Source organism: Winogradskyella wandonensis, assembly GCF_004346845.1.
GTDB classification, from domain to species: domain Bacteria; phylum Bacteroidota; class Bacteroidia; order Flavobacteriales; family Flavobacteriaceae; genus Winogradskyella; species Winogradskyella wandonensis.
Map to the genome: position 1 here is coordinate 178,652 of NZ_SMGI01000004.1, position 20,323 is coordinate 198,974.

Here is a 20,323-nt window from a genome sequence, read left to right on the forward strand (position 1 = left end):
GATTTATTGTACTTTTCGGTTTCACAATTTTATAAATGAAACGATTAGTTGTTTGTGTTTTTATTCTTCTAATTTCTTGTAACTATTTTGAAAATAAAAAAGTCAAGACAGAAGATATTGTTACGCAAGAATTAGAGACTATAGATTGGAAATCGGTAGATGAGTACCCAAGTTTCTCGGTCTGCGATTCTGTTACGGGAAAACAGGCACGCAAGCAGTGTTTCGAAAGTACTATTTTAACCCACGTAAACAACTATCTTTCCAAACAAAGTATTGTAGTCTCTCAAGATGTAGAAGATACCATAGCCATAAAACTCAAGATTGATAATTTTGGTAAAATCTCTATTCTTAACATTAAAACAAAGCAGGAAACTCAAGACATCATCCCTGAGATTGATACGTTGTTAAGAGGAAGTATAAGGTCACTTCCAAAAATATTCCCTGCCGTAAAAAGAAGTCAGAACGTAACTACAGAGTTTGTTCTTCCTGTAGTTGTCTCAATTAAATAGTTGAATTTACCGAAACTTTATAGCAAACTTTTGAAGCAGTCGCAAGGCTTCAACATAGAGCCATATTAGTGTAGCTAATAATCCCCAAGTAGCTAACCACTCTTTTTGTTTAGGTGCCTTATTTTTATAACGCTCTATGTAATCAAAATCTAACAGCAGGGCAAATGAAGCAACTATAGCTGCAAAAATATTAAAGCCAATAGCCCACCAAGATGTACCCCAGATAAAAGTTCTAATGCCAAAAAAACCAAGAATCCATGAAACGATGTAAACAACCATAATGCTTACCGTGGCTGTAATAATAACACTTCTCACTTGTTTAGTTACAACTATAATTCGTGTTTGGTAGAGCAAAAGCATTACAAAAAATGTAATTATAGTTACGCCTATAGCCTGATACGGTAATTCTGGAAAATGCTTATGTGCATAGGCCGAAAAACCACCAAGAAAAAACCCTTTGGCTATGATATAAAGCGGAACTAAAAAACCAGCCCATTGGGTCTTAAAAGAAATGATAATACTAATGATGGCCGCGCCAAGCATACCGCCTAGAGTAAACCAACCAGTGTCCCAACCTTGGGTACTTAATTTCCAGATGTAACCAGTAATGGCAGCAATGACTAAAATGCCAAAAAAAGATTTAACGAAAATTCCAAAAACGGTCATTTTTTTTGATGAATTTCTTCCATCATCCCAAAAGTAATTGTTAAAAATAGGGTTGGACGTTCTAGAAGTGCGTAGACTCATATATTATAAATTGAATTTATAACCCACCATTATATCCATAGGAAAATCGTCGCTATTGTCTAATCCTAAGGCAAAAAAGCGGTCGTAAAGTATGGTTAAATAGCTGTTAGCAGAAATTTTTATATCAGCTCCAATCCCAAAGATAAATGGCACGTCAAATTCTGATTCATTACGTGTTTGAAACTCTATTATAGAGGAAGTTTCGTCAGTAAAAACGGGTCTTTCAATAGAAAAGAAATTAACCGAAGCAAATCTATTCTGTACATACAGATTAAAGCGTTCTTTTCTTAAAATTCTAAACCTGTAACCAAGAGAAAATTCAGTACTTCTGTAATCGTCTTTAGCACCTAGTGTTTGTCTCGCTTGTAACAAGCCAGAATGTCTAGGGTTGTCGGTGTCACCAAATAATTCTAATTCTGTAGCTAATTGAAATGATGAGGTATTATCAATATTTTCGACAAGTGGATGATTGGTAGTACCACCAAAAAAAGCAAGCCTAAAATTAACTTTACTATCGGTATTTCTAATTTTGTAATCAGAATCTTTACGCTTATTGTAGTTGTCTATAAAACGCTTTAGACTGCCTGTTGTTAAACTTACGCGGTCCGGAGATACATTGCTATCAGAAGTTAGATTTTTTAAAACGTCGAGATATTCTTTTTTGTATTTACCATTACTATCTCTTGTGCTTTTAAGTTCAGTAATGGTGCCTTCAGAGGTTCTAACAAAATAACGGTATTTGCCATAAGTTACTGTCCATAGTAAATCAAGTTCGCCTTCAACCTCGGTTTTTAGTTCAAGAGTTTCACCATTTACAGTGTAAGTATTTTGCGCAAATCCTATGGAGATAGAAGCAAAAATAAAGCAGATAAGACCTATTTTTTTCATGGTTTAGTTGTTTTCGGTTTGGGACTTTTGTTAAAGCTACCAAAAATATCTGTAAATCTCTAGTTTTTAAAAGAGCGTCCTTTCCATTTGTATCTAGAAAACGGAAAGCGCAAAGCAATATATATGGTCATAAACGGATGCAGTAAACTCACAAAAACATAAGATAATAATACAGGTTCTTGTTTGTAAAAACGTGCTGTTTTAAAAATAATAAGCAAATCTATACCAAATTTTACAAGGAATAATAGCGTGGCAGTTTTTAAGGTTAAAAATCCTGTTAGGTATAAAGGAATTAAAGTAACAATAATTAAGTTAGTCAGTAATACAATTAATCCTAAAAGCTTTGGAAACCACAACGTATATCGACTAGATTTAGACGCCCATCGTAATCTTTGCTGAATATAACGCGATAAGCTGTCGGTAACTTTAGTAGAAACAATTGCTTTTTCAGATTTTAAAAAATGAACCTGTTCTTTATATGCTTTTACTAATTTTTGAAGTAAAAATACATCATCTCCACTCGAAGACGAATCATTCCCTTTAAAACCGTTAACAGCAAAAAAAGCTGATTTTTTGTAGGCAAAATTGGCACCATTGCACATAAAAGGCTTTTTAATCCCAAAGCCACCAATAGTTGCACCTTGTAAACTCAGCGTGTCTATGATTTGAAACCGATTAAAAAAAGAAGAGAGCCCAGTAAATTTCACTGGACCAGCAATTGCAATAGTATTTTTGGTTTGGATAAACTCATCTAAAGTATCTAACCAATATTTTGGTAACATACAATCGGCATCGGTAGTAACAATCCAATCAAATTGCGCTATTTGTATTGCCGAAGAAATAGCATCTTTTTTTGGGGAGTTTGAAGTTCTGATATTTGAAATAACTCTAATATAATCAGTTCGAGTGTTTCGACGTTTTCGTCGGAATGTATCGAGAACAGATTCCCAATCATCACTAGATTCATCATCTACCAGGATGACTTCAAAATGCGAATTAGGATAATTCAATGCTTTAATTGAATTCAATAAATACGGCAAGTTTTCAGCTTCATTTCTAAACGGAATCACTACCGAAAATTTAGTTTTAGGCTCTAAATCTTGCAGTTTAAAATCTTCAACCTTATTAAACCCATAATTCAGCCACCCTATTACTATGAGGTATATTAAAACAATGATGAAACAAATAATTAATAGCATTAATCTTGAACTTTTGGGAGTCTAAAATTTAGTACAAAGTAACTTCCAAAAATACTTGGAAGCACAAAATTGAGTAACCACATTAATGTTGAAACTGAAAGTATGGTTAACTCATCAATTCCTAAATGACTAAACAGAAATACTGCGGCACTCGTTTTAATTAAGACATCAAATACAGCAAGCGATGGTACAATTGAACTTAAAAAATACATGCTGCTAATAGCAATCATAGCCGTTTTGTAGTCAAGGCTAGTTCCAAAAATCTGCAACAAAAAATAAAACTGAAACGAGAATATAGCATAACGCACCAGCGATAAGATAAACGTTTTTATATGGGTTCTTTGAGGAAGCTGTTTTACAAAATTGATGATTTGTTCTATGGAAAAACCTTTAATCCTAAACCGAGATTGCTTTAGGCCAAACGCTGTGAAAACGGCTAAGACAATTAGTATTACTAGTAGTCTTGAAACTTTATAGAAATTTATTTCTAAATCGTAATTTTTATAAAAGAGTATAAGGCCTATAATCCCAATTATAGTTGTTACTGCCATTTGGTTAACATTCCCAATTAGGTTAAGCAGTATTACCCGCTTCCTGTATTGCTTTGCAAAGTAAATAGCTTTTGCACCATAATCGCCGATGCGGTTTGGTGTAATTAATGATGCAGTTAAACCACCAAGACTTTGTTCTAAGGCTTCAAAAAATGAGATTTTTTTGATTGTTTTTACCAAATTTTTCCATTTTAAGATTTCAAAAAACCAATTAAAAACACTCAAAATGAGTAGAAAAAAGATGTTTTTGGCTGAAAAAACGTTGTTTTTGGTTAAAAGCGAGGTAAATTCAGTAAAATTTAAATTCTCATTGTTTAGCAGTCTGTTATAGATATAATAAGATGCACCAACTATTATACTTAGTTTAATTATTGCAATAAAGAATTGCTTAGTTTTGTATGGAAGGCTTCCTAGCACAATACAAATTAAACCAAATTATTACACTATGCGTTTTAAGTTTGCAAAATACAGCTTAGCTCTACTCTTTTTATTAAGTTCTTTCAATGTGTTTGCGCAAAGAAAAGAAATTAGCACCTGGTCTGCTCAAATTTCTTTGGGACTTAATTCGCCATCCAAAGGTGGATTTGTAGATGGTTTCCCAGCACAGACTTTAAATTTACCAACGGTAAACTTAGGTATTCAGCGCATGTTTAACAGGCAATTTGGGGTTAAATTAGATTACGGGTTTAATAGATTTAAAGGCGAAGATACTTCGCAAGAGTTTAAGGTAAATTATAATAGAATAAACGCTCAGCTAGTATACAATCCATCTGAATCTCTACTTTTTTTGCCACAACCTATGCAATTAGTGGCGCATGCTGGTCCTGGTTTTTCCATAGCAACACCATTGGGTACTTTAGATGAAAATAAGCAGTCTTATCTTAATTTTAATTTAGGGTTTGAGGTGCATTATTCAATTAACAGAAAAGTAAATTTGTTTACCGATATATCTTACATCTACGGCTTTACAAGTTTAGACGATTACAATCCAGAAATTAATGGATTAGGAGCGTTTAACGGAAGTGTTTTTAATGTGTCTTTAGGCGTGTCAATTGCTTTAAGTGGCTGTTATTATTGCGAATAATTTATGGCGACAGAAAAAATAATTTTAGGGATTGACCCAGGAACGACCATAATGGGTTTTGGACTCATAAAAGTTGTGGGAAAGAAGATGGAGTTTATGCAATTAAATGAATTGCAGCTCAAAAAATACGACGACCATTATCTAAAGCTAAAACTCATTTTCGAGCGAACGGTAGAACTGATTGATACGCATCACCCAGATGAAATTGCAATTGAAGCACCCTTCTTTGGAAAGAATGTGCAAAGTATGCTAAAACTTGGTCGTGCTCAAGGTGTAGCGATGGCTGCAGGCTTGTCTCGTGAGGTGCCAATTACTGAGTATTCCCCTAAAAAAATAAAGATGGCCATTACTGGTAACGGTAATGCAACAAAGGAGCAAGTTGCAAAAATGCTACAGAGTTTACTAGACTTAAAAGAGTTACCAAAAAATCTCGATTCTACAGATGGTTTAGCAGCGGCGGTTTGCCATTTTTATAATCAAGGTCGTGTACAAATAGGAAAAAGTTATACGGGTTGGGCGAGTTTTGTAAAGCAGAATAGCCTCCAAACCTCCAAAGGAGGCTTAAAAAAGAATAACCCAATTGTAGATTTACGCAAAAAGAAAAAGCTTTAATCTTCAATAATTTTTGGAATTGAGTCAGCACGCAAGAGTGAGAAAGTAATTAATACATGAGTAAGCAGAGCAGTTCACGGATGAGTAAGCAAAGCAAGAGTAAGCATTCCTCTCCTTCGGAGAGGTTAGGAGAGGCTATTGGCATCTACATCCATATCCCATTTTGTAAGCAAGCTTGTCATTATTGCGATTTTCATTTTTCCACATCTCTTAAGAAGCGTGATGATATGGTTAAAGCTCTGGCCAAAGAAATTGAATTACGTAAAGATGAATTTAAAAATGTGGTCGTCGAAACTATCTATTTTGGAGGTGGTACACCATCTGTATTGACGATTGATGAGTTAAGATTTTTGATTGAGAGTGTATATAATAATTACAATATTTCCGAAAACCCAGAGATTACTTTAGAAGCTAATCCAGATGATTTATCTGAAGACAAAATTATTGAGCTTTCAGAAAGTCCTATTAACCGTCTTTCCATCGGCATTCAATCGTTTTTTGAAGACGATTTAAAACTTATGAATCGCGCCCATAACGCCGAAGAGGCAAAAGCGTGTTTGTCCTTGGCGACACGCTACTTCGATAACATTTCAGTGGATTTAATTTATGGCATTCAAAATTCAACTAACGAAAAATGGCTTCAAAATATAGAAACAGCATTAAGTTTTGGTATTCCACATATTAGTAGTTATGCACTTACGGTAGAGCCTAAAACGGCATTAGCATCCTTTATAAAAAAAGGCGTTGTTGACGATGTTGACGATGAGTTGGCTAATGAGCAATTCAATATTTTAAAAGATAAATTAGAGACAGAAGGCTTTGTGCATTACGAGTTGTCAAATTTTGGCAAGGAAGGCTATTTTAGTAAAAACAATACAGCCTATTGGCAAGGTAAACCGTACATAGGCATAGGTCCTTCGGCACATTCGTTTAATGGTAAACAACGCGGTTGGAATATTAGAAATAATAGCAAATACATTAAGTCAATCGAAGAAGGTGTTTTGCCAATTGAGATTGAAAATTTAACCAAAACAGACCGTTATAACGAGTATGTAATGACGGGTCTTAGAACCATGTTTGGTGTCTCTATCGAGAAAGTTGAAACTGAATTTGGTGAAAGCTACAAAGACTATCTTTTGAAAAATGCTGAAATTTTTATTCAGCAACAATTGTTGTATATTGAAAATAATCATTTAAAAACCACGAAAAAAGGTATGTTTTTAAGTGATGGAATTTCTTCTGAATTATTTAAACTCAATTAATCTTGATAGCAACAATACAATACAATTCTAGAAAATTAAATATAGATTTATCCAAACCCTTAGATATTTCTATCCCCATACGTCACGGCGTAAAAAACGTCAACGCTTGGTATATCGGTCCTCCAAAGATTGAAGCAGAAGTTTTTGATAATGAAACAATTAGCGTTGCTGAAGGCGCTTCAGTTAATTTTAATACAATTACGTTTAATCCGCATGCTCACGGCACACATACCGAAACGGTTGGGCATATTACAGAAAAACCGTATCCGATTACCAAAGTGTTTAAATCGTCTTTTTTTCTAGCTGAAGTCATTAGTGTAGCACCAGAAAAACTAATGAAAGACCACATTATTTCGGCAAAACAATTACAATTTGCTATTGGTAATAAGAAACTAGACGCCTTAATTGTTAGGACATTGCCAAATATAAAAGACAAAAAGACCATGCAATATTCTAATACAAATTGGGTCTATTTTACAGAAGATGCTATTAAGTTATTAGTAAAAAAAGGAATTAAGCATTTGCTTATAGATTTACCAAGTATAGATAGAGAAAGAGATGGTGGTGAACTTAAAGGGCACAATGCTTTTTGGAATACAGCAGGCGAACTCCGATTAGATGCAACAATTACAGAATTTATCTATGTGCCAAACAAAATAGAAGACGGGACTTATATGCTTAATCTTCAAATTGCTCCGTTTGAAAATGATGCGTCCCCAAGTCGTCCAGTTTTGTACAAAATAATTGAGTAAATTAACTTCAAATATAAACCTGTCACCTCGAGCGTAGTCGAGAGGTCTCAATTTTAATAAAAATCTTGGAAACATTTTTCATCATAATCATAAGTATTTTAGTCACTCTAGGCATAGTGACACTGATAAAACAATGGCGAAGTAAAAAGAAAACAAACGAACAGTCTATCATTCTTTTAGATAAGATAAAGCGCGTTTGTAAGTTTATTACGGTCGAAGGCGATTTTGCAGAAATTTACCACTACGAAGACGTAAAAGAGAAGTTTTTGAAGTTAATTTCTAGTAAGAAAAAAGCCCTCGTTGTCATCAATGCTAAAGCGCATGTTGGGTTTGATTTAAGTAAACTTAAAATGAATGCTGATGCGAACTCAAAACGCGTAGTGCTTACCCACTTTCCTCAACCAGAGGTATTGTCTATCGAAACCAACATTAATTATTATGACAAAAAAGACGGTATGTTTAACAAATTTGAAGCTTCAGATTTAACAGACTTACATGTGCAAGCTAAAGCCCATATACAAGAAAAAATACCAGAGAGTGGTTTGTTTAATGTAGCTAGAGGTGAAGCTCTAGAAGCCATTCAACTTATAGAGTCTATTGTAGAAACTATTGGTTGGAAGCTGGATTATTCAGCATTAAAGATTGAAACTGAAGACAAAAAGCTTTTAGAATGAATATCGAGCAATTCCGAAATTATTGTATGAATAAAAAGGAAGTCACTGAGCATTTTCCGTTTGATGAAGATACGCTAGTGTTTAAAGTCTGCAACAAAATGTTTGCCTTAGCGTCATTAAAAAAATGGGAAGAGGGCAATGCGTTTATAAACCTTAAGTGCGACCCAGATTATGCGCAAGAACTTCGTTCGGAATATGACGGCGTTCGGCCAGGTTATCATATGCATAAGCAACAATGGAATTCCGTTTACGTAAATAATGATGTGCCTACAAAACTAATTGCATCGTTGATTGACCACTCTTACGACCTGATAGTTCAGAAATTACCAAAGAAGGATAGAACACGAATACAGTAGCTGTCTTATGTCTTTCGACATAACTGTACTTATTTTTAAGATAAGTAAATGCAATTAAGAAATTGCTTAGTTTCACTACTCAAAAAACAAATAGTATGAGTTCTAAATGGGATGGCGTAATGCCTGCAGTATTTACATGGCTAAAAGAGTCAAAATCTGGTGCTCTTGAGATTGACTTTGGTACAACACAGAAACAGGCAGCAGATGTTTTAAAAACTCAAGGAAATGGTGGTAGCAGAATGAGCGGACTTGTTGGTTCAGGTACGTTAGGAGAGAATAGTTACTTGAGCACAAAACAGCGTCTGTCTTTACTGGAAGCACTTTCTGAGGTTTCTAAAGAATATAATGTTCCTTTAATCAGCGGTGCTGCAGCAGAAACTAAAGAAGAACTTGCCAAAATCGTAGAAGGACTTGCAGAAGTTGGCGTTGATACCGTTATGGTCATGCCACCAAAAACGAAGGCGATTCCTTCTGATAAAGAAATGTATGAGTATTATGCACTTTCTGAAGCAACTGCAAATGATGTTGGTGTAACAATTATGCCTTATAACAATCCTGATGCCGCAGGTTATCACCCGCTATCAACAGACCTCCTTTTAAGGCTTTCTGTTCTTCCTAAGGTAACTGCGCTTAAAATATCGACCATCGATGTTTCAATTATTGAAACGTTGATGTTAGAAAACAAAGATTTAAAAATTTTGGCCGGAGTAGATACAGTTACTGTGCATGCAGGACTTGCTGGAGCTTGTGGGGGAATTACAGGTGTAGGTGTTATTTTCCCAAAAGCAAGTGTTACGATGCAAGAACATATTTCAAACGGCGAATGGGATAAAGCAAACAAAATTTCTCAGGCTTTAAATTCCTTATCTTATCTAGATGCTCAGCCACTGCTGATGGAATATCTTAAGCTTGCTATGGGAATACATCATAACGATATTGCTGGAGGACTGCGTACCTTTGGTAAGAAATTAACTCAAAAGCAAATTGATGATGTCCGAGCTAGATATATTCTGGCAAAAGAAAGGCTTGAAGTTCTGGACTTAATATCTTGATGTTTTCAAATATCCAAATATTAAAAATTAGTAAATATGATTACAGGAAAAAACTATATAGGCTCAAAGCTATCAGCAAAAGGAAGTAAAACGTATAAAACGTTTAATCCAGAATTAAATATTGAAAATGAACCTATTTATACCGAGGCAACGATAAGTGAAATTAATGAAGCAACCCAATTAGCTACAGAAGCTTTTGCAGTGTATAAGACTTATTTAGGACAGCAAAAAGCAAAGTTTTTAAGAGCTATTGCTGATGAAATTTTAGCATTAGATGATACTTTAATTAAGACGTATTGTTCTGAAACAGGTCTCCCAGAAGGAAGAGCAAAAGGCGAAAGAGGAAGAACTGTCGGTCAACTAAGAAGTTTTGCCGATTTGGTAGAAGAAGGCTCTTGGGTAGAAGCATCCATCGATACAGCTCAGCCTAATAGAGAACCAATGCCAAAACCAGACCTCCGAAAACTACTAGTGCCTCTAGGACCAGTCGTGGTCTTTGGAGCAAGTAATTTCCCATTAGCCTATTCAACTGCTGGTGGCGATACAGCCGCAGCACTGGCGTCTGGCTGTCCAGTAATCGTAAAATCGCACCCAATGCATGCAGGAACAGGAGAGTTGGTAGCAAGTGCTATTATTAAAGCAGCTGAGGCCACTGGTATGCCAAACGGGGTGTTTTCTAATATTAATAGCAGTGGTATTGACGTTGGGGCACAACTTGTAAAACATCCGCAGGTAAAGGCAGTTGGTTTTACAGGAAGTATAAAAGGAGGTCGAGCTTTATATGATTTAGCAGCTCAGCGTGAAGAACCTATACCCGTTTTTGCAGAAATGGGAAGTATAAACCCTGTAGTAATGCTGCCCGAAGCACTTAATAACCGAAATGAAGCACTTGCAGAAACTTATGCTAATTCTATCACTTTGGGAACTGGACAGTTTTGTACGAATCCAGGTCTCATTCTTGGAATTAAAAGTCAGTCGCTTTCTGATTTTGTGTCAAGTTTATCCAATGCTATATTAGAAAAAGAACCAACCTGTATGCTGCATCCTAATATTCATGAGGCTTATCAAACTAAAAAAGAAAAAGTAATGTCTCAGACCGATACAGCAATTACGGCTAATCTTAATTCAGATACAAAACCTAATTATGCTAGTCAGGCAGTCGTAACAGTAGATGGCGGAACATTTTTAAAGAATCCAGTATTGCATCAAGAAGTTTTTGGGCCATTTTCTATGGTTGTACAGTGTGATGACGTTGACCAATTAGAAGCCGTGATTTCTAATTTAGAAGGACAACTCACAGGTACGTTAATAGCAGATTCGGACGAAGCTTCAGAATATTCAGGAGTTATTTCTGCGTTACAAAATAGGGTTGGACGTATCATTTATAACGGCGTTCCAACTGGAGTTGAGGTTTGTCCGTCAATGGTACATGGTGGGCCATATCCATCTTCAACAGACAGTCGTTTTACAGCTGTAGGTATTCATTCTATAAAACGATGGGTAAGACCGTTTAGCTACCAAGATTGGCCAAATGAATTACTTCCAGACGAATTAAAAAATGAAAATCCTTTAGGTATTTCTAGATTGGTAAATAATAGTCAAACTAAAGCAGAGATTGAGTAAATGGCTAAAAATACTTTTGTTTGTATAGATGCGCATACCTGCGGAAATCCGGTTAGAGTTGTTAAAAGTGGAGGTCCAGAGCTTGTTGGTGATACAATGAGTGAGAAGCGTCAACATTTTTTAGAAGAATACGATTGGATTCGTAAAGGCTTGATGTTCGAGCCTCGTGGTCATGACATGATGAGTGGCAGTATTTTATATCCACCGCACAATCCAGAAAATGATTTTGCCATTCTATTTATAGAAACTTCGGGTTGTTTGCCAATGTGTGGTCATGGAACTATTGGTACTATTACTATCTCAATTGAAGAAGGTTTAATTAAGCCAAAAACGCCAGGAAAGATAAGAATGGAAGCACCAGCAGGTCTGGTAGAAATCGAATACCAACAAACCGGTGAAAAAGTAGATTGGGTAAAATTAACGAACGTAAAAAGTTATTTGGCAGCAGAAGGATTATCTGTAGATTGCCCAAGTTTGGGTGCGCTTAAATTCGACGTGGCTTACGGTGGTAATTTTTATGCGATAATAGACCCGCAGGAAAATTTTTCAGGTATTCAGGATTATACAGCAAGCGAAATTATTGGTTTTTCTCAAAAACTCAGACCACTTATTAACGAGAAGTATCCTAACTATTTTATTCATCCAGAAAATGAAACCATTAGAGATGTTTCACATCTATTATGGACAGGCACACCTTTAGACAAAAGCTCTAATGGAAGAAATGCCGTATTTTATGGCGATAAAGCCATAGACAGAAGTCCTTGCGGAACAGGGACATCTGCGCGTTTAGCACAACTTTTCGCCAAAGGTCAATTAAAGGTTGGAGAACCCTTTATCCACGAAAGTTTTATAGGAAGTAAATTTATCGGACGTGTTGAAGAGGTTACTAGTCTAGGCGATAAAAAAGCAATAATACCAAGTATTCAAGGTTGGGCAAAAATTTATGGGCATAATACTATTACTATTGATGATGAGGATGACCCATATGCTCATGGTTTTCAAGTGATATAAATATGTCTAAACAAGTAATTATTATTGGTGGTGGAATCATAGGATTATGTTCTGCATATTATCTTCAAAAAGAAGGCTGTAATGTCACGGTAATCGATAAATCAGATTTTTCGTCAGGAGCATCGTACGTTAATGCCGGATACATTACACCAAGTCATTTTATTCCATTAGCACAACCAGGAATTATTACAAAAGGCTTAAAATGGATGTTTAATTCGGCAAGTCCTTTTTATGTAAAACCTCGGCTTGATGTCGATTTTTTAAAATGGGCATGGGCGTTCAAATCCTCTTCAACAAAAGCAAAAGTTGAAAAAGCAATACCAGTAATTAAAGACCTAAATTTATTAAGCCGAAGGCTTTATGAAGATTTAAAAGATTCGGGAGATTTTAATTTTCATTATGACCATAAAGGATTGTTAATGTGCTATAAGTCCGAAAAGGCCGGAGAAGAAGAATGGCAAGTTGGGCAACGTGGCATAAAAGAAGGTCTCAAAGTTGAAAATCTTTCAGTTTCAGAAGTCAAAAAACTAGAGCCAGATGTAGATTTAGATATCAAAGGCGCCGTTTATTTTCATTCTGATGCGCATATGACACCTAATAATTTTATGCGGGATATGTTGAGTTATTTAAAATCAGTTGGTGTCACGTTTTTTGAAAATGAAACCTTAGTTGATATAAAGACAACTGCGAATTCAATAAGCAAAATTATTACAAATAAGCAAGAGCTAGAAACTGATGAGGTTGTGATGGCTGCAGGAAGCTGGAGCCAAAATCTATCTAAAAAACTGGGTATTAAAATTCCGCTTCAAGCAGGAAAAGGCTATTCAATAAATGTTGAAAAAGATACTGGAATTACAATACCTTCAATTCTTTGTGAGGCTAAAGTTGCCGTAACACCTATGGATGGTTTTACGCGCTTCGCAGGGACTATGGAAATTGCTGGCATAAATCATAATATAAATCCTGTACGTGTTAAAGCCATTGCAAAAGCAGCCAAGGCCTATTACCCAAATATTACTATTAGTCCAGACGCTATTGATAATGCCAAATGCGGTTTAAGACCATGTTCACCAGACGGTTTGCCATATATTGGTAAATCTTCAAAATGCGAAAATTTAACTATAGCTACTGGCCATGCTATGATGGGTTGGAGTTTAGGACCAGCCACAGGAAAATTAGTTACTGAGATAATTATGAAAGAGAAATATTCAATGCCAATTGATGCGTTTCATCCGGATAGAAAATTTTAAGATTTCCGCCTTATTATTATATTAAAATTATCTTTGAAGCTTTTAGTAGTTATATGACTTCAGCAAAAGACTTAAAACAGCGTAGCAATAATCAATGCGAGTTGTGTAGTGCAACAGAAGATCTATCGGTTTACGATATTCCCAATGCAAAGGAAAAAGTAATTTATGCCTGTAATAATTGCATAGCGCAAATGGAAGATTCTGAAAAGATAGACCCAAACCATTGGCGCTGTCTTAACGATAGTATGTGGAGCGAGTACGATGCTGTAAAGATTATGGCTTGGCGTATGCTAAATCGTGTAAATCAACCTTGGGCAGAAGATATGTTGGCTATGATGTATTTAGAAGATGAAACACTAGAATTGGCTAAAGCCGCTGGAGATGGAGAGGCTGACGAAAACCAGATTATTCATCGTGATGTCAATGGCGTTGTTTTAGATACTGGCGACTCTGTGGTTTTGGTAAAAGACTTAAAGGTGAAAGGCTCTAGTATGGTTGCTAAACAAGGTACAGCTGTTAGAAACATAAGGCTCGACAGAGAAAATTCAGAATATATTGAAGGTAAAGTCGATGGACAGCACATTGTGATAATCACTAAGTACGTAAAGAAACTATAATGCTAGAAATTAGACCTACTTGCTAGAACTGTAATAAGCGTTAGCCTTTTGATTCTAATTAATATCAAAATTATGTCGATAGTTTTTTTTAAGATGAGAATTCTTCCCCTTAGGGGAAGTTAGATGGGGCTTTGGGCTTCTAACAACTCATATCCGCCACAATCTTCCATTCGCCATTAATCATTTTAAAAATGATGATAAATACACCATCTGCATCACCAACCTCTCGTTTTAAGTGGTACTCACCCATAACCCAGTAATTATTACCGTCAATTTTAGAGACGTCATTAATTACAAAGTTAAGCGTTCCAGTTTCCGCCTTTGTAAGGTAACCACGTTTGTAATTATCTAACGTGTTTTGCCAACCTTTGGTAAGTCCATTGCTGCCATAGAATTTAAGTGAATCGCTTTTCCAATACCCTTGCATAAAACCTTCGAGGTCGCCTTTGTTCCACGCATTTTGTTGGTCATCCATAACTTTTAAAATAGCAGCTTTTGCTGTATTGTAATCTGTTTCTTCGATAACAGTAACGTCGCCAACATCTGCTCTAACACTAATACAAGCGTAAGTTATAAGTGCTAATCCTAGGGCAATAATATACTTTTTCATAAGGTTGAGTTTTATTCAACCTAAAAGTAGTAACTAAATTTTAAAGCGCTTCTTTCTGATTTTTAAAAAATGCATCAGCTTGTAGCTGCATCAACTCGCGCGCTTTTTTGTGCTTATAATTAATAACCTCTTCTTCATCGGCAATGTCGTTATAAACCTTATTGTTAATGTCATTGTCTGTTTTAAGTAACAGTTTACGCTCATTAACCTTCTGCATGGTCCAAGTTTTAATTGTAGTTTCTTGGTCTTGAAGGCGGTAATCAAATTCGCCTTTAGGAGATAATAGTTTAGCAAAAATTGGTGATGTTTCTATAGCTAGAAATAGCAGAAATATAAAAAACGATGGTAGCCATGGCAATTTACCTAGCGCATTAACACGCGCCATTAAACCATCAAAATTATCAATAATGGGTTGCGAATCTGCAACGTTAGTTCTTTGTGTAGTTTGTAGGTCAGCAATCTCAGTCTGTAGAGCTTCTATTTTAGCTTTGTTATCTGTTTTTAGTTGTTGTAATTCAGCAAGTGCAGCATCATGTTTTTCACGCTTTTCTTTATAAACGGGCCCTTTTCCCAAGAGTTGCGTGCCTGCTGTGCCTTCAGCTTCAGAAATGTAAGTATCGTAAAGCATATTAACTTCCGCCTCTTTAGTATCAATTTCAGTTTGAAGTCCAGTAATAGTATTTTGTAATTCAGTAATTTTAGGGATAAACTGTTGCGCAATCTGATTTTGATTGGCTAAGGTTAAATCGTTTTTTTGCTCCAGAAGTACCTGATTGATTTCTTTTTCGAAAATCTTTAATTCTAAAGGCTTAGATATAACAACGGCAATAATCACAGCTAACAAGATACGAGGTGTTGCTTGAAGTATTTCATCTATAACATTATCTCGTTTTTTAATGGTAGAAACGATATAACGGTCTAGATTAAAAATGAGCAAACCCCAAATAATCCCAAAAAATATGGCTGAATAGAGTGTATCAAAAACAGTGTAAAGCGCGTAACTCGCTGCTATAGTAGCCATAAGTGCCGTAAAAAAAACAGTAGCGCCTATTCCTGCATATTTGTTTTGTTCGCCTATGGAACAGTCTTTAAGTATATCGGTGTCTGCACCTGAGCAGATAATAAAAAATTGTTTTAGCATCTGAATTGTTTTTTGATTGATTGTCTATTAGAACGCTAAAAGTTTAGTTTTGTTACAGTTTGAAGGCATAAAAAAACCTCGAGTGATGTCGAGGTTTTGTTATGGTGAAAAATAGATTTAGTTTTTAGTGTTTATATTTTCTGCATTAATTATTAAAAAACCAGCTTTTTCTTTTTTTAAGTTAGGCGAAGAAAATACATAGTAATAAGTACCAGAGATTGGTTTGTCACTACCATCTTGTGCAAAAGATTTTTCTACTGTCCCATCCCAATTATTGTTGTAGTTTTCTTTGGAGTAAATAAGATTTCCCCATCTGTTAAAAACCTGAAATTTGTTTTCTGAATGGTTTTCTATACAATTAATGTTAAGGGTATTTCTGTTTTTTGTAATAAATGATTTTGGGATTACTAGACAGTCATTATAATCTGAAACTATTTCATCTGCATTTGGCCCACCTTTACTTTTGTCCGCTTTTTTTGGAGCAGGTGGCGGAGGTGGTGGTGGCAAAACGTTTCCTTTGTCATCTGTTATGTAACCATCTTTGTTATAATAGATTTTATAGCCTTTGTAAATTCTATAAAAGTGTGATTCTCCATTATCTAAAACCTCATAACCAGATTTAACATCTTTTGGAGTCTCATTAATTATTTGCTGTAACGATTTTCTATCTCCTTTTTTATAGGATTTGGCTTCTATTGGCGGAGGTGGTGGTGGAATATTGCTTTCACTTTTTTGATTTTTTAAGGCCTTCGGAGCAGGAGGTGGCGGAGGTGGAGGCGGAAAGTTAGGCCAGGCTTCTGCCTTACTTTTTTGTGCCTTTGTCATTCTATCGTAAATAGCTTTGTATTTTAGGACTTCTTTATGCTTTACAATTGCATATTCACCGGTTGATTCAGCCGCCTTATTTTTAGTATTTATCTTTTTTGCCCAAGCGTTATAAGCCGTAACTTCTTTTGCGGTTGGTGGGTTTTGTTGCTTGAAAAGAATTAATTTGCTAAAAGTCTCTTTACTTCCATTTAACTTTATATTTAAAATTTGAGCAGGTGAATTTTCAGTGTATTGAGAAACAATCGCCTTGGTTTTTTTATTCAATGTGTTGCCTTGGTTAACTTGTGTCGGATAGCCTTTAAATTTTATAGCAAAACTGGTTACTTCACTTCCAGTGTTTGAGGTTAATTTCATATTAACAAGATCATCCTTAGTTAATTCGCAAGGATCACAATTTTTACCATTGACCAATATAGAAACAGGATTTGTGATTGAAGTTTCAGTGCCTTTAACGTATTCAAATCCTGGAAATGGCATTTCCTCTGCCTTTTGTTTTTGTTCTGCAGACATACTATTATAAATGCCTGCATATTTTATTAAGTTTTGCTCGTCTACCGGAGGAAGTAGTTTCTCACCTGTAGCAAATGTCGTGCTTTTAGCATTTATCTTTTTTGCCCAAGCATTGTAAGCTGCTATTTCTTTAGCTGTAGGTAGTTTTTGTTGTTTTTCGGATTTTTTATTATCCAAGAAAGGTGTATTTCCTTTACTCTTAATAACCTCTTGATTTTTAGTTACTAAACGATGAAATCCGTAATCTTTTAAAGCGTTGTATATAAACCACACTTCTTCATTTGATTCTTCGCCTTCAAACATCAAATGAATATTGATAATTTTATTGCGTACCTCAGTTGATATATCTTGATGTAATTTATTAACTGTAGAGGCCAAAGATGCTTTTTTGGTCTTCATTCCATCTACTTCATAGTTGTTATTGCCTAAAACCTTTATGCTAATACTTCGCGCTGTATGTTCCTTTTCAAGGACTGAAGCATTTTTTTCTGAAATTTCATTTTGTAAAGGAACTTCAACAATTGTACGTTCGCTAAAGCCGTAAAATAAAACCCCTAAAACGGGTAGAATTAATAGGCCAAGTAGCCACTTTCTTTTTTGTGATGTTTGTGTTTTCATAACTGTAAATCGTTTTTTGATGGATGAATAATCTATAGCATTTGCAAGGCTGTAGTCTTGATGTGATGAATAGGATAATAAGGTGTTTTGATAATTAGCAGGTTCAAAGCCTTTATCTATAACGGCTTGGTCTGCTAAAAATTCGTGATTGAGTTTTATACGTTTTTTATAGAGCCAAATAAAAGGCTGAAACCAAAATACAATCTGCATTAACTCTATAAACAAAATGTCTAAACTATGCTTTTGTTTGGCATGCACTTCTTCGTGAAGAAGAACTTCTTTTGGGACTTCGTTTTTCTGGAATTTCAATTTATTCAGAAAAATAAAATTGAAAAACGTATGCGGATTTATCAAACTTTTTAGCAATACGAAGGTGATAGACGATTGCTTTTGTTTTTCGTTAGTGTTTATGGTTTTTACAATGCTGAACAGGTTTTTAATAAACCTTAAACTGAATATAGCTACACCTAGAATATAGACTGACCAAAGAATGTGTTCTAGCGTCAAAAATGGTGTTTCAACAACTTTTAACGACTCATTTATAGAGAAAGGTATAGCGGCATTGCTAAAGTTTAAACCATTAATAGACTCTACATAAACATATTGCGTAATACTTAAAAGAGGAATACAAAATGCAGCAACTATCGAGGTTAGTAAATAAAACCGCTTAAAACGATGCATGTTTTCTTTTTCTAAAAACAAAACATAGAGCATCCAGAATATAGCTAGAATGGCTGTTGATTTTATAAGATAGATTCCCATGGCTATTTCTTTTTAATTTCGTTATCTATCAACTTTTTTAAATCCTCTAATTCAGACTTCGATAAGTCTGTTTTAGTGGTAAAAAACGATGCAAATTGCGAGGCGCTGTCATTAAAAAAGTTCTTTATTAACCCATTTACATGCCTAGAGAAATAATCTTCTTTTTTAACCAAAGGATAGTATTCGCGCGACTTCCCAAAGGTGTTATAGTCAACAAAACCTTTGTCAATCATACGTTTTAAAAGTGTGGCTACAGTAGTCGTTGCAGGTTTTGGTTCTGGATAACTGTCCAACAAATCTTTCATAAAGGCTTTGTTTAACTTCCAGAGGTATTGCATAAGTTGTTCTTCAGTTTTTGAGAGTTGCATGTTCTATATTTTCAGATTAACTTCTACAAATGTAGAAATAAAATTCAATTCTACAAGTGTAGAGTTAATATTTTTTCATATTTGAATTCTTATATTTGAAAAGAATGAACCCAAATCATTTGTTATGAAACGATTTTACATCACTTTATTTGCCGTAATTTTTTCGGCTTTATTTGCCAATGCACAATTCGTTCAAGATGTTGTTAATGCCATAAGACAAGATAGTTTAGAGCGAAAAGTTGCCGAATTATCCGGAGAAACGTCTTCTTTAATAAATGGCACATTGGCTACTATAACTACAAGAATACAAAGCAATAACGATTTGGCTGCAGAGTATATAAAAGACCATTTTGAGGCTTTAAGCAACATAAATATAAACGACCAAAGTTTTAATGCCGGTGCAGGAATTGGAAGAAATATTATAGCCACTCAAATAGGTACAGTAACACCAAATAACATCTATCTCATTTGTGCGCATTACGATTCTGTTGCAGCGTTTTGTGCAGATGATAACGCCACTGGAACATCAGCAGTATTAGAAATCGCAAGAATTTTATCTCAATACGAAACCGAGAATACTATTGTTTATGCACTTTGGGATCAAGAGGAAAATGGACTCCGCGGTTCTAATTTTTATGCCGAACAAGCCAGTGCAAATGGCGATAATATTGTTGCTGTTGTAAACATGGATATGATGGGTTATCAAAACCAAACAGCAAATGATAATAATTTTGATATCGATTTACGTAATATTGGTACTTCTGTACAAATCAAAGACGATTTGTTAGCACTCCAACCAACGTATGCGCCAAACTTGAATCCCATTGTCGTTAACCCAGGAACGCCCGCCAGTGACCATAAACCGTTTTGGGATGAAGGTTATGGCGCGGTTCTAGTTGGTGAATCTTGGGAAACTAATGACCAAACACCTTTTTACCATATGTCATCAGATCGATTGTCTACATTAGATATACCATACTTTTATGAAATGGTAAAACTTGTTGCGGCGTACACGGCAACAAAAGCTGATATTGTACGAGTGCTTTCTAATGATGAATTTAACCGAAATACATTCAGAGTTTTTCCTAATCCAGTCGTTTCAGAATTATATATAGAATCTAATTTATCTGAAACACTAGAACTGGAGTTCTATAATATTGAAGGGAAATTGGTTAAAAAGATGAATTTGAACTCCGATAGGTCAAAATTAGATGTCTCTAGTTTTTCTAGCGGCGTTTATTTTGTAAACATCAAATCTAGCCTAGGAGATAGTACTTATAAGTTTGTGAAGCAATAAGT

21 protein-coding genes are annotated in these 20,323 nt (G+C 35.1%); 13 read left to right on the forward strand and 8 right to left on the reverse strand.

From position 1 onward, the window contains the following. Nucleotides 1–35: 35 nt before the first annotated feature. Nucleotides 36–509 carry a hypothetical protein gene (locus tag DFQ05_RS11710; RefSeq protein ID WP_132705596.1) on the forward strand — a complete coding sequence of 158 codons (474 nt, stop codon included), beginning with the start codon at nt 36–38 and terminating at the stop codon, nt 507–509. 6 nt (nt 510–515) lie between these two features. Here DFQ05_RS11710 and DFQ05_RS11715 read toward each other — a convergent pair whose 3' ends face one another. From DFQ05_RS11715 to DFQ05_RS11730, 4 genes are read right to left on the reverse strand one after another with little or no spacing between them, the layout of a single operon-like run. Next, nucleotides 516–1,256: a Bax inhibitor-1/YccA family protein gene (locus tag DFQ05_RS11715; protein ID WP_132705597.1), complete on the reverse strand. Its 741-nt coding sequence runs from the start codon at nt 1,254–1,256 to the stop codon at nt 516–518. Between the two features lie 3 nt (nt 1,257–1,259). After that, nucleotides 1,260–2,144 (reverse strand): hypothetical protein, encoded by an 885-nt coding sequence (locus DFQ05_RS11720; RefSeq protein WP_132705598.1) that lies wholly within the window; start codon nt 2,142–2,144, stop codon nt 1,260–1,262. 59 nt (nt 2,145–2,203) lie between these two features. Then, nucleotides 2,204–3,343 carry a glycosyltransferase family 2 protein gene (locus DFQ05_RS11725; RefSeq protein WP_132705599.1) on the reverse strand — a complete coding sequence of 380 codons (1,140 nt, stop codon included), beginning with the start codon at nt 3,341–3,343 and terminating at the stop codon, nt 2,204–2,206. Beyond that, nucleotides 3,343–4,311 (reverse strand): lysylphosphatidylglycerol synthase domain-containing protein, encoded by a 969-nt coding sequence (locus tag DFQ05_RS11730; protein ID WP_132705600.1) that lies wholly within the window; start codon nt 4,309–4,311, stop codon nt 3,343–3,345. Before DFQ05_RS11730 ends, DFQ05_RS11725 begins: the two co-directional genes overlap by 1 nt. Nucleotides 4,312–4,339: 28 nt before the next feature. On the opposite strand from DFQ05_RS11730, the gene DFQ05_RS11735 reads away from it, so the two are divergent. The 11 genes from DFQ05_RS11735 to DFQ05_RS11785 all read left to right on the forward strand — a co-directional run bounded on the left by DFQ05_RS11735 (nt 4,340) and on the right by DFQ05_RS11785 (nt 14,187). Continuing rightward, nucleotides 4,340–4,978, forward strand: a complete 639-nt coding sequence (locus tag DFQ05_RS11735) for an outer membrane beta-barrel protein (RefSeq protein WP_132705601.1) — start codon at nt 4,340–4,342, stop codon at nt 4,976–4,978. Nucleotides 4,979–4,981: 3 nt separating this feature from the next. Beyond that, a complete protein-coding gene (gene ruvC, locus DFQ05_RS11740; RefSeq protein WP_241974261.1) occupies nt 4,982–5,590 on the forward strand; it encodes a crossover junction endodeoxyribonuclease RuvC in 609 nt (202 codons plus the stop codon). Between the two features lie 80 nt (nt 5,591–5,670). Beyond that, nucleotides 5,671–6,852: a radical SAM family heme chaperone HemW gene (hemW, locus tag DFQ05_RS11745; protein WP_132705602.1), complete on the forward strand. Its 1,182-nt coding sequence runs from the start codon at nt 5,671–5,673 to the stop codon at nt 6,850–6,852. Between the two features lie 2 nt (nt 6,853–6,854). Beyond that, the gene (locus tag DFQ05_RS11750; protein ID WP_132705603.1) at nt 6,855–7,604 is read left to right on the forward strand and encodes a cyclase family protein; all 750 of its coding nucleotides are present in this window, start codon (nt 6,855–6,857) and stop codon (nt 7,602–7,604) included. Nucleotides 7,605–7,669: 65 nt separating this feature from the next. Further along, nucleotides 7,670–8,278, forward strand: a complete 609-nt coding sequence (locus tag DFQ05_RS11755; RefSeq protein ID WP_132705604.1) for a DUF4230 domain-containing protein — start codon at nt 7,670–7,672, stop codon at nt 8,276–8,278. Then, complete coding sequence (locus tag DFQ05_RS11760; RefSeq protein WP_132705605.1) at nt 8,275–8,634, forward strand: MmcQ/YjbR family DNA-binding protein; 360 nt, start codon at nt 8,275–8,277, stop codon at nt 8,632–8,634. Before DFQ05_RS11755 ends, DFQ05_RS11760 begins: the two co-directional genes overlap by 4 nt. Before the next feature lie 95 nt (nt 8,635–8,729). Continuing rightward, on the forward strand, nt 8,730–9,686 hold the full coding sequence (locus tag DFQ05_RS11765; protein ID WP_132705606.1) for a dihydrodipicolinate synthase family protein: 957 nt from the start codon (nt 8,730–8,732) through the stop codon (nt 9,684–9,686). Between the two features lie 36 nt (nt 9,687–9,722). After that, on the forward strand, nt 9,723–11,309 hold the full coding sequence (locus DFQ05_RS11770; RefSeq protein WP_132705607.1) for an aldehyde dehydrogenase (NADP(+)): 1,587 nt from the start codon (nt 9,723–9,725) through the stop codon (nt 11,307–11,309). Continuing rightward, the gene (locus DFQ05_RS11775) at nt 11,310–12,320 is read left to right on the forward strand and encodes a 4-hydroxyproline epimerase (RefSeq protein ID WP_132705608.1); all 1,011 of its coding nucleotides are present in this window, start codon (nt 11,310–11,312) and stop codon (nt 12,318–12,320) included. A 2-nt stretch (nt 12,321–12,322) separates the two neighbouring features. Further along, a complete protein-coding gene (locus DFQ05_RS11780; RefSeq protein ID WP_132705609.1) occupies nt 12,323–13,570 on the forward strand; it encodes an NAD(P)/FAD-dependent oxidoreductase in 1,248 nt (415 codons plus the stop codon). 53 nt (nt 13,571–13,623) lie between these two features. Continuing rightward, nucleotides 13,624–14,187, forward strand: coding sequence for a PhnA domain-containing protein (locus DFQ05_RS11785; RefSeq protein ID WP_132705610.1), 564 nt, complete (start codon nt 13,624–13,626; stop codon nt 14,185–14,187). 139 nt (nt 14,188–14,326) lie between these two features. On the opposite strand, the gene DFQ05_RS11790 is transcribed toward DFQ05_RS11785, so the two are convergent. From DFQ05_RS11790 to DFQ05_RS11805, 4 genes are all read right to left on the reverse strand, one after another. After that, entirely contained in the window at nt 14,327–14,797 is a 471-nt protein-coding gene (locus DFQ05_RS11790; protein WP_132705611.1) for a YybH family protein, read from the reverse strand. Nucleotides 14,798–14,837: 40 nt separating this feature from the next. Then, on the reverse strand, nt 14,838–15,938 hold the full coding sequence (locus DFQ05_RS11795) for a DUF4407 domain-containing protein (protein ID WP_132705612.1): 1,101 nt from the start codon (nt 15,936–15,938) through the stop codon (nt 14,838–14,840). Between the two features lie 117 nt (nt 15,939–16,055). Continuing rightward, the gene (locus DFQ05_RS11800; RefSeq protein WP_132705613.1) at nt 16,056–18,656 is read right to left on the reverse strand and encodes a T9SS type B sorting domain-containing protein; all 2,601 of its coding nucleotides are present in this window, start codon (nt 18,654–18,656) and stop codon (nt 16,056–16,058) included. Nucleotides 18,657–18,658: 2 nt separating this feature from the next. Then, a complete protein-coding gene (locus tag DFQ05_RS11805) occupies nt 18,659–19,024 on the reverse strand; it encodes a BlaI/MecI/CopY family transcriptional regulator (protein ID WP_132705614.1) in 366 nt (121 codons plus the stop codon). 124 nt (nt 19,025–19,148) lie between these two features. Between DFQ05_RS11805 and DFQ05_RS11810 the strand changes: the two genes are divergently transcribed. After that, complete coding sequence (locus DFQ05_RS11810; RefSeq protein ID WP_132705615.1) at nt 19,149–20,321, forward strand: M28 family peptidase; 1,173 nt, start codon at nt 19,149–19,151, stop codon at nt 20,319–20,321. The last annotated feature ends 2 nt before the right edge of the window (nt 20,322–20,323 follow it).

What these genes read in the sequence shown, in the direction of transcription:
- DFQ05_RS11735 (WP_132705601.1), top strand. Translation starts at nt 4,340, where the DNA reads ATGCGTTTTAAGTTTGCAAAATACAGCTTAGCTCTACTCTTTTTATTA.
- DFQ05_RS11715 (WP_132705597.1), bottom strand. Translation starts at nt 1,256, where the DNA reads ATGAGTCTACGCACTTCTAGAACGTCCAACCCTATTTTTAACAATTAC.
- DFQ05_RS11780 (WP_132705609.1), top strand. Translation starts at nt 12,323, where the DNA reads ATGTCTAAACAAGTAATTATTATTGGTGGTGGAATCATAGGATTATGT.
- DFQ05_RS11725 (WP_132705599.1), bottom strand. Translation starts at nt 3,343, where the DNA reads ATGCTATTAATTATTTGTTTCATCATTGTTTTAATATACCTCATAGTA.
- DFQ05_RS11775 (WP_132705608.1), top strand. Translation starts at nt 11,310, where the DNA reads ATGGCTAAAAATACTTTTGTTTGTATAGATGCGCATACCTGCGGAAAT.
- DFQ05_RS11790 (WP_132705611.1), bottom strand. Translation starts at nt 14,797, where the DNA reads ATGAAAAAGTATATTATTGCCCTAGGATTAGCACTTATAACTTACGCT.
- DFQ05_RS11810 (WP_132705615.1), top strand. Translation starts at nt 19,149, where the DNA reads ATGAAACGATTTTACATCACTTTATTTGCCGTAATTTTTTCGGCTTTA.
- DFQ05_RS11710 (WP_132705596.1), top strand. Translation starts at nt 36, where the DNA reads ATGAAACGATTAGTTGTTTGTGTTTTTATTCTTCTAATTTCTTGTAAC.
- ruvC (WP_241974261.1), top strand. Translation starts at nt 4,982, where the DNA reads ATGGCGACAGAAAAAATAATTTTAGGGATTGACCCAGGAACGACCATA.
- DFQ05_RS11770 (WP_132705607.1), top strand. Translation starts at nt 9,723, where the DNA reads ATGATTACAGGAAAAAACTATATAGGCTCAAAGCTATCAGCAAAAGGA.
- DFQ05_RS11765 (WP_132705606.1), top strand. Translation starts at nt 8,730, where the DNA reads ATGAGTTCTAAATGGGATGGCGTAATGCCTGCAGTATTTACATGGCTA.
- DFQ05_RS11800 (WP_132705613.1), bottom strand. Translation starts at nt 18,656, where the DNA reads ATGGGAATCTATCTTATAAAATCAACAGCCATTCTAGCTATATTCTGG.
- DFQ05_RS11720 (WP_132705598.1), bottom strand. Translation starts at nt 2,144, where the DNA reads ATGAAAAAAATAGGTCTTATCTGCTTTATTTTTGCTTCTATCTCCATA.
- hemW (WP_132705602.1), top strand. Translation starts at nt 5,671, where the DNA reads ATGAGTAAGCAAAGCAAGAGTAAGCATTCCTCTCCTTCGGAGAGGTTA.
- DFQ05_RS11795 (WP_132705612.1), bottom strand. Translation starts at nt 15,938, where the DNA reads ATGCTAAAACAATTTTTTATTATCTGCTCAGGTGCAGACACCGATATA.
- DFQ05_RS11785 (WP_132705610.1), top strand. Translation starts at nt 13,624, where the DNA reads ATGACTTCAGCAAAAGACTTAAAACAGCGTAGCAATAATCAATGCGAG.
- DFQ05_RS11760 (WP_132705605.1), top strand. Translation starts at nt 8,275, where the DNA reads ATGAATATCGAGCAATTCCGAAATTATTGTATGAATAAAAAGGAAGTC.
- DFQ05_RS11805 (WP_132705614.1), bottom strand. Translation starts at nt 19,024, where the DNA reads ATGCAACTCTCAAAAACTGAAGAACAACTTATGCAATACCTCTGGAAG.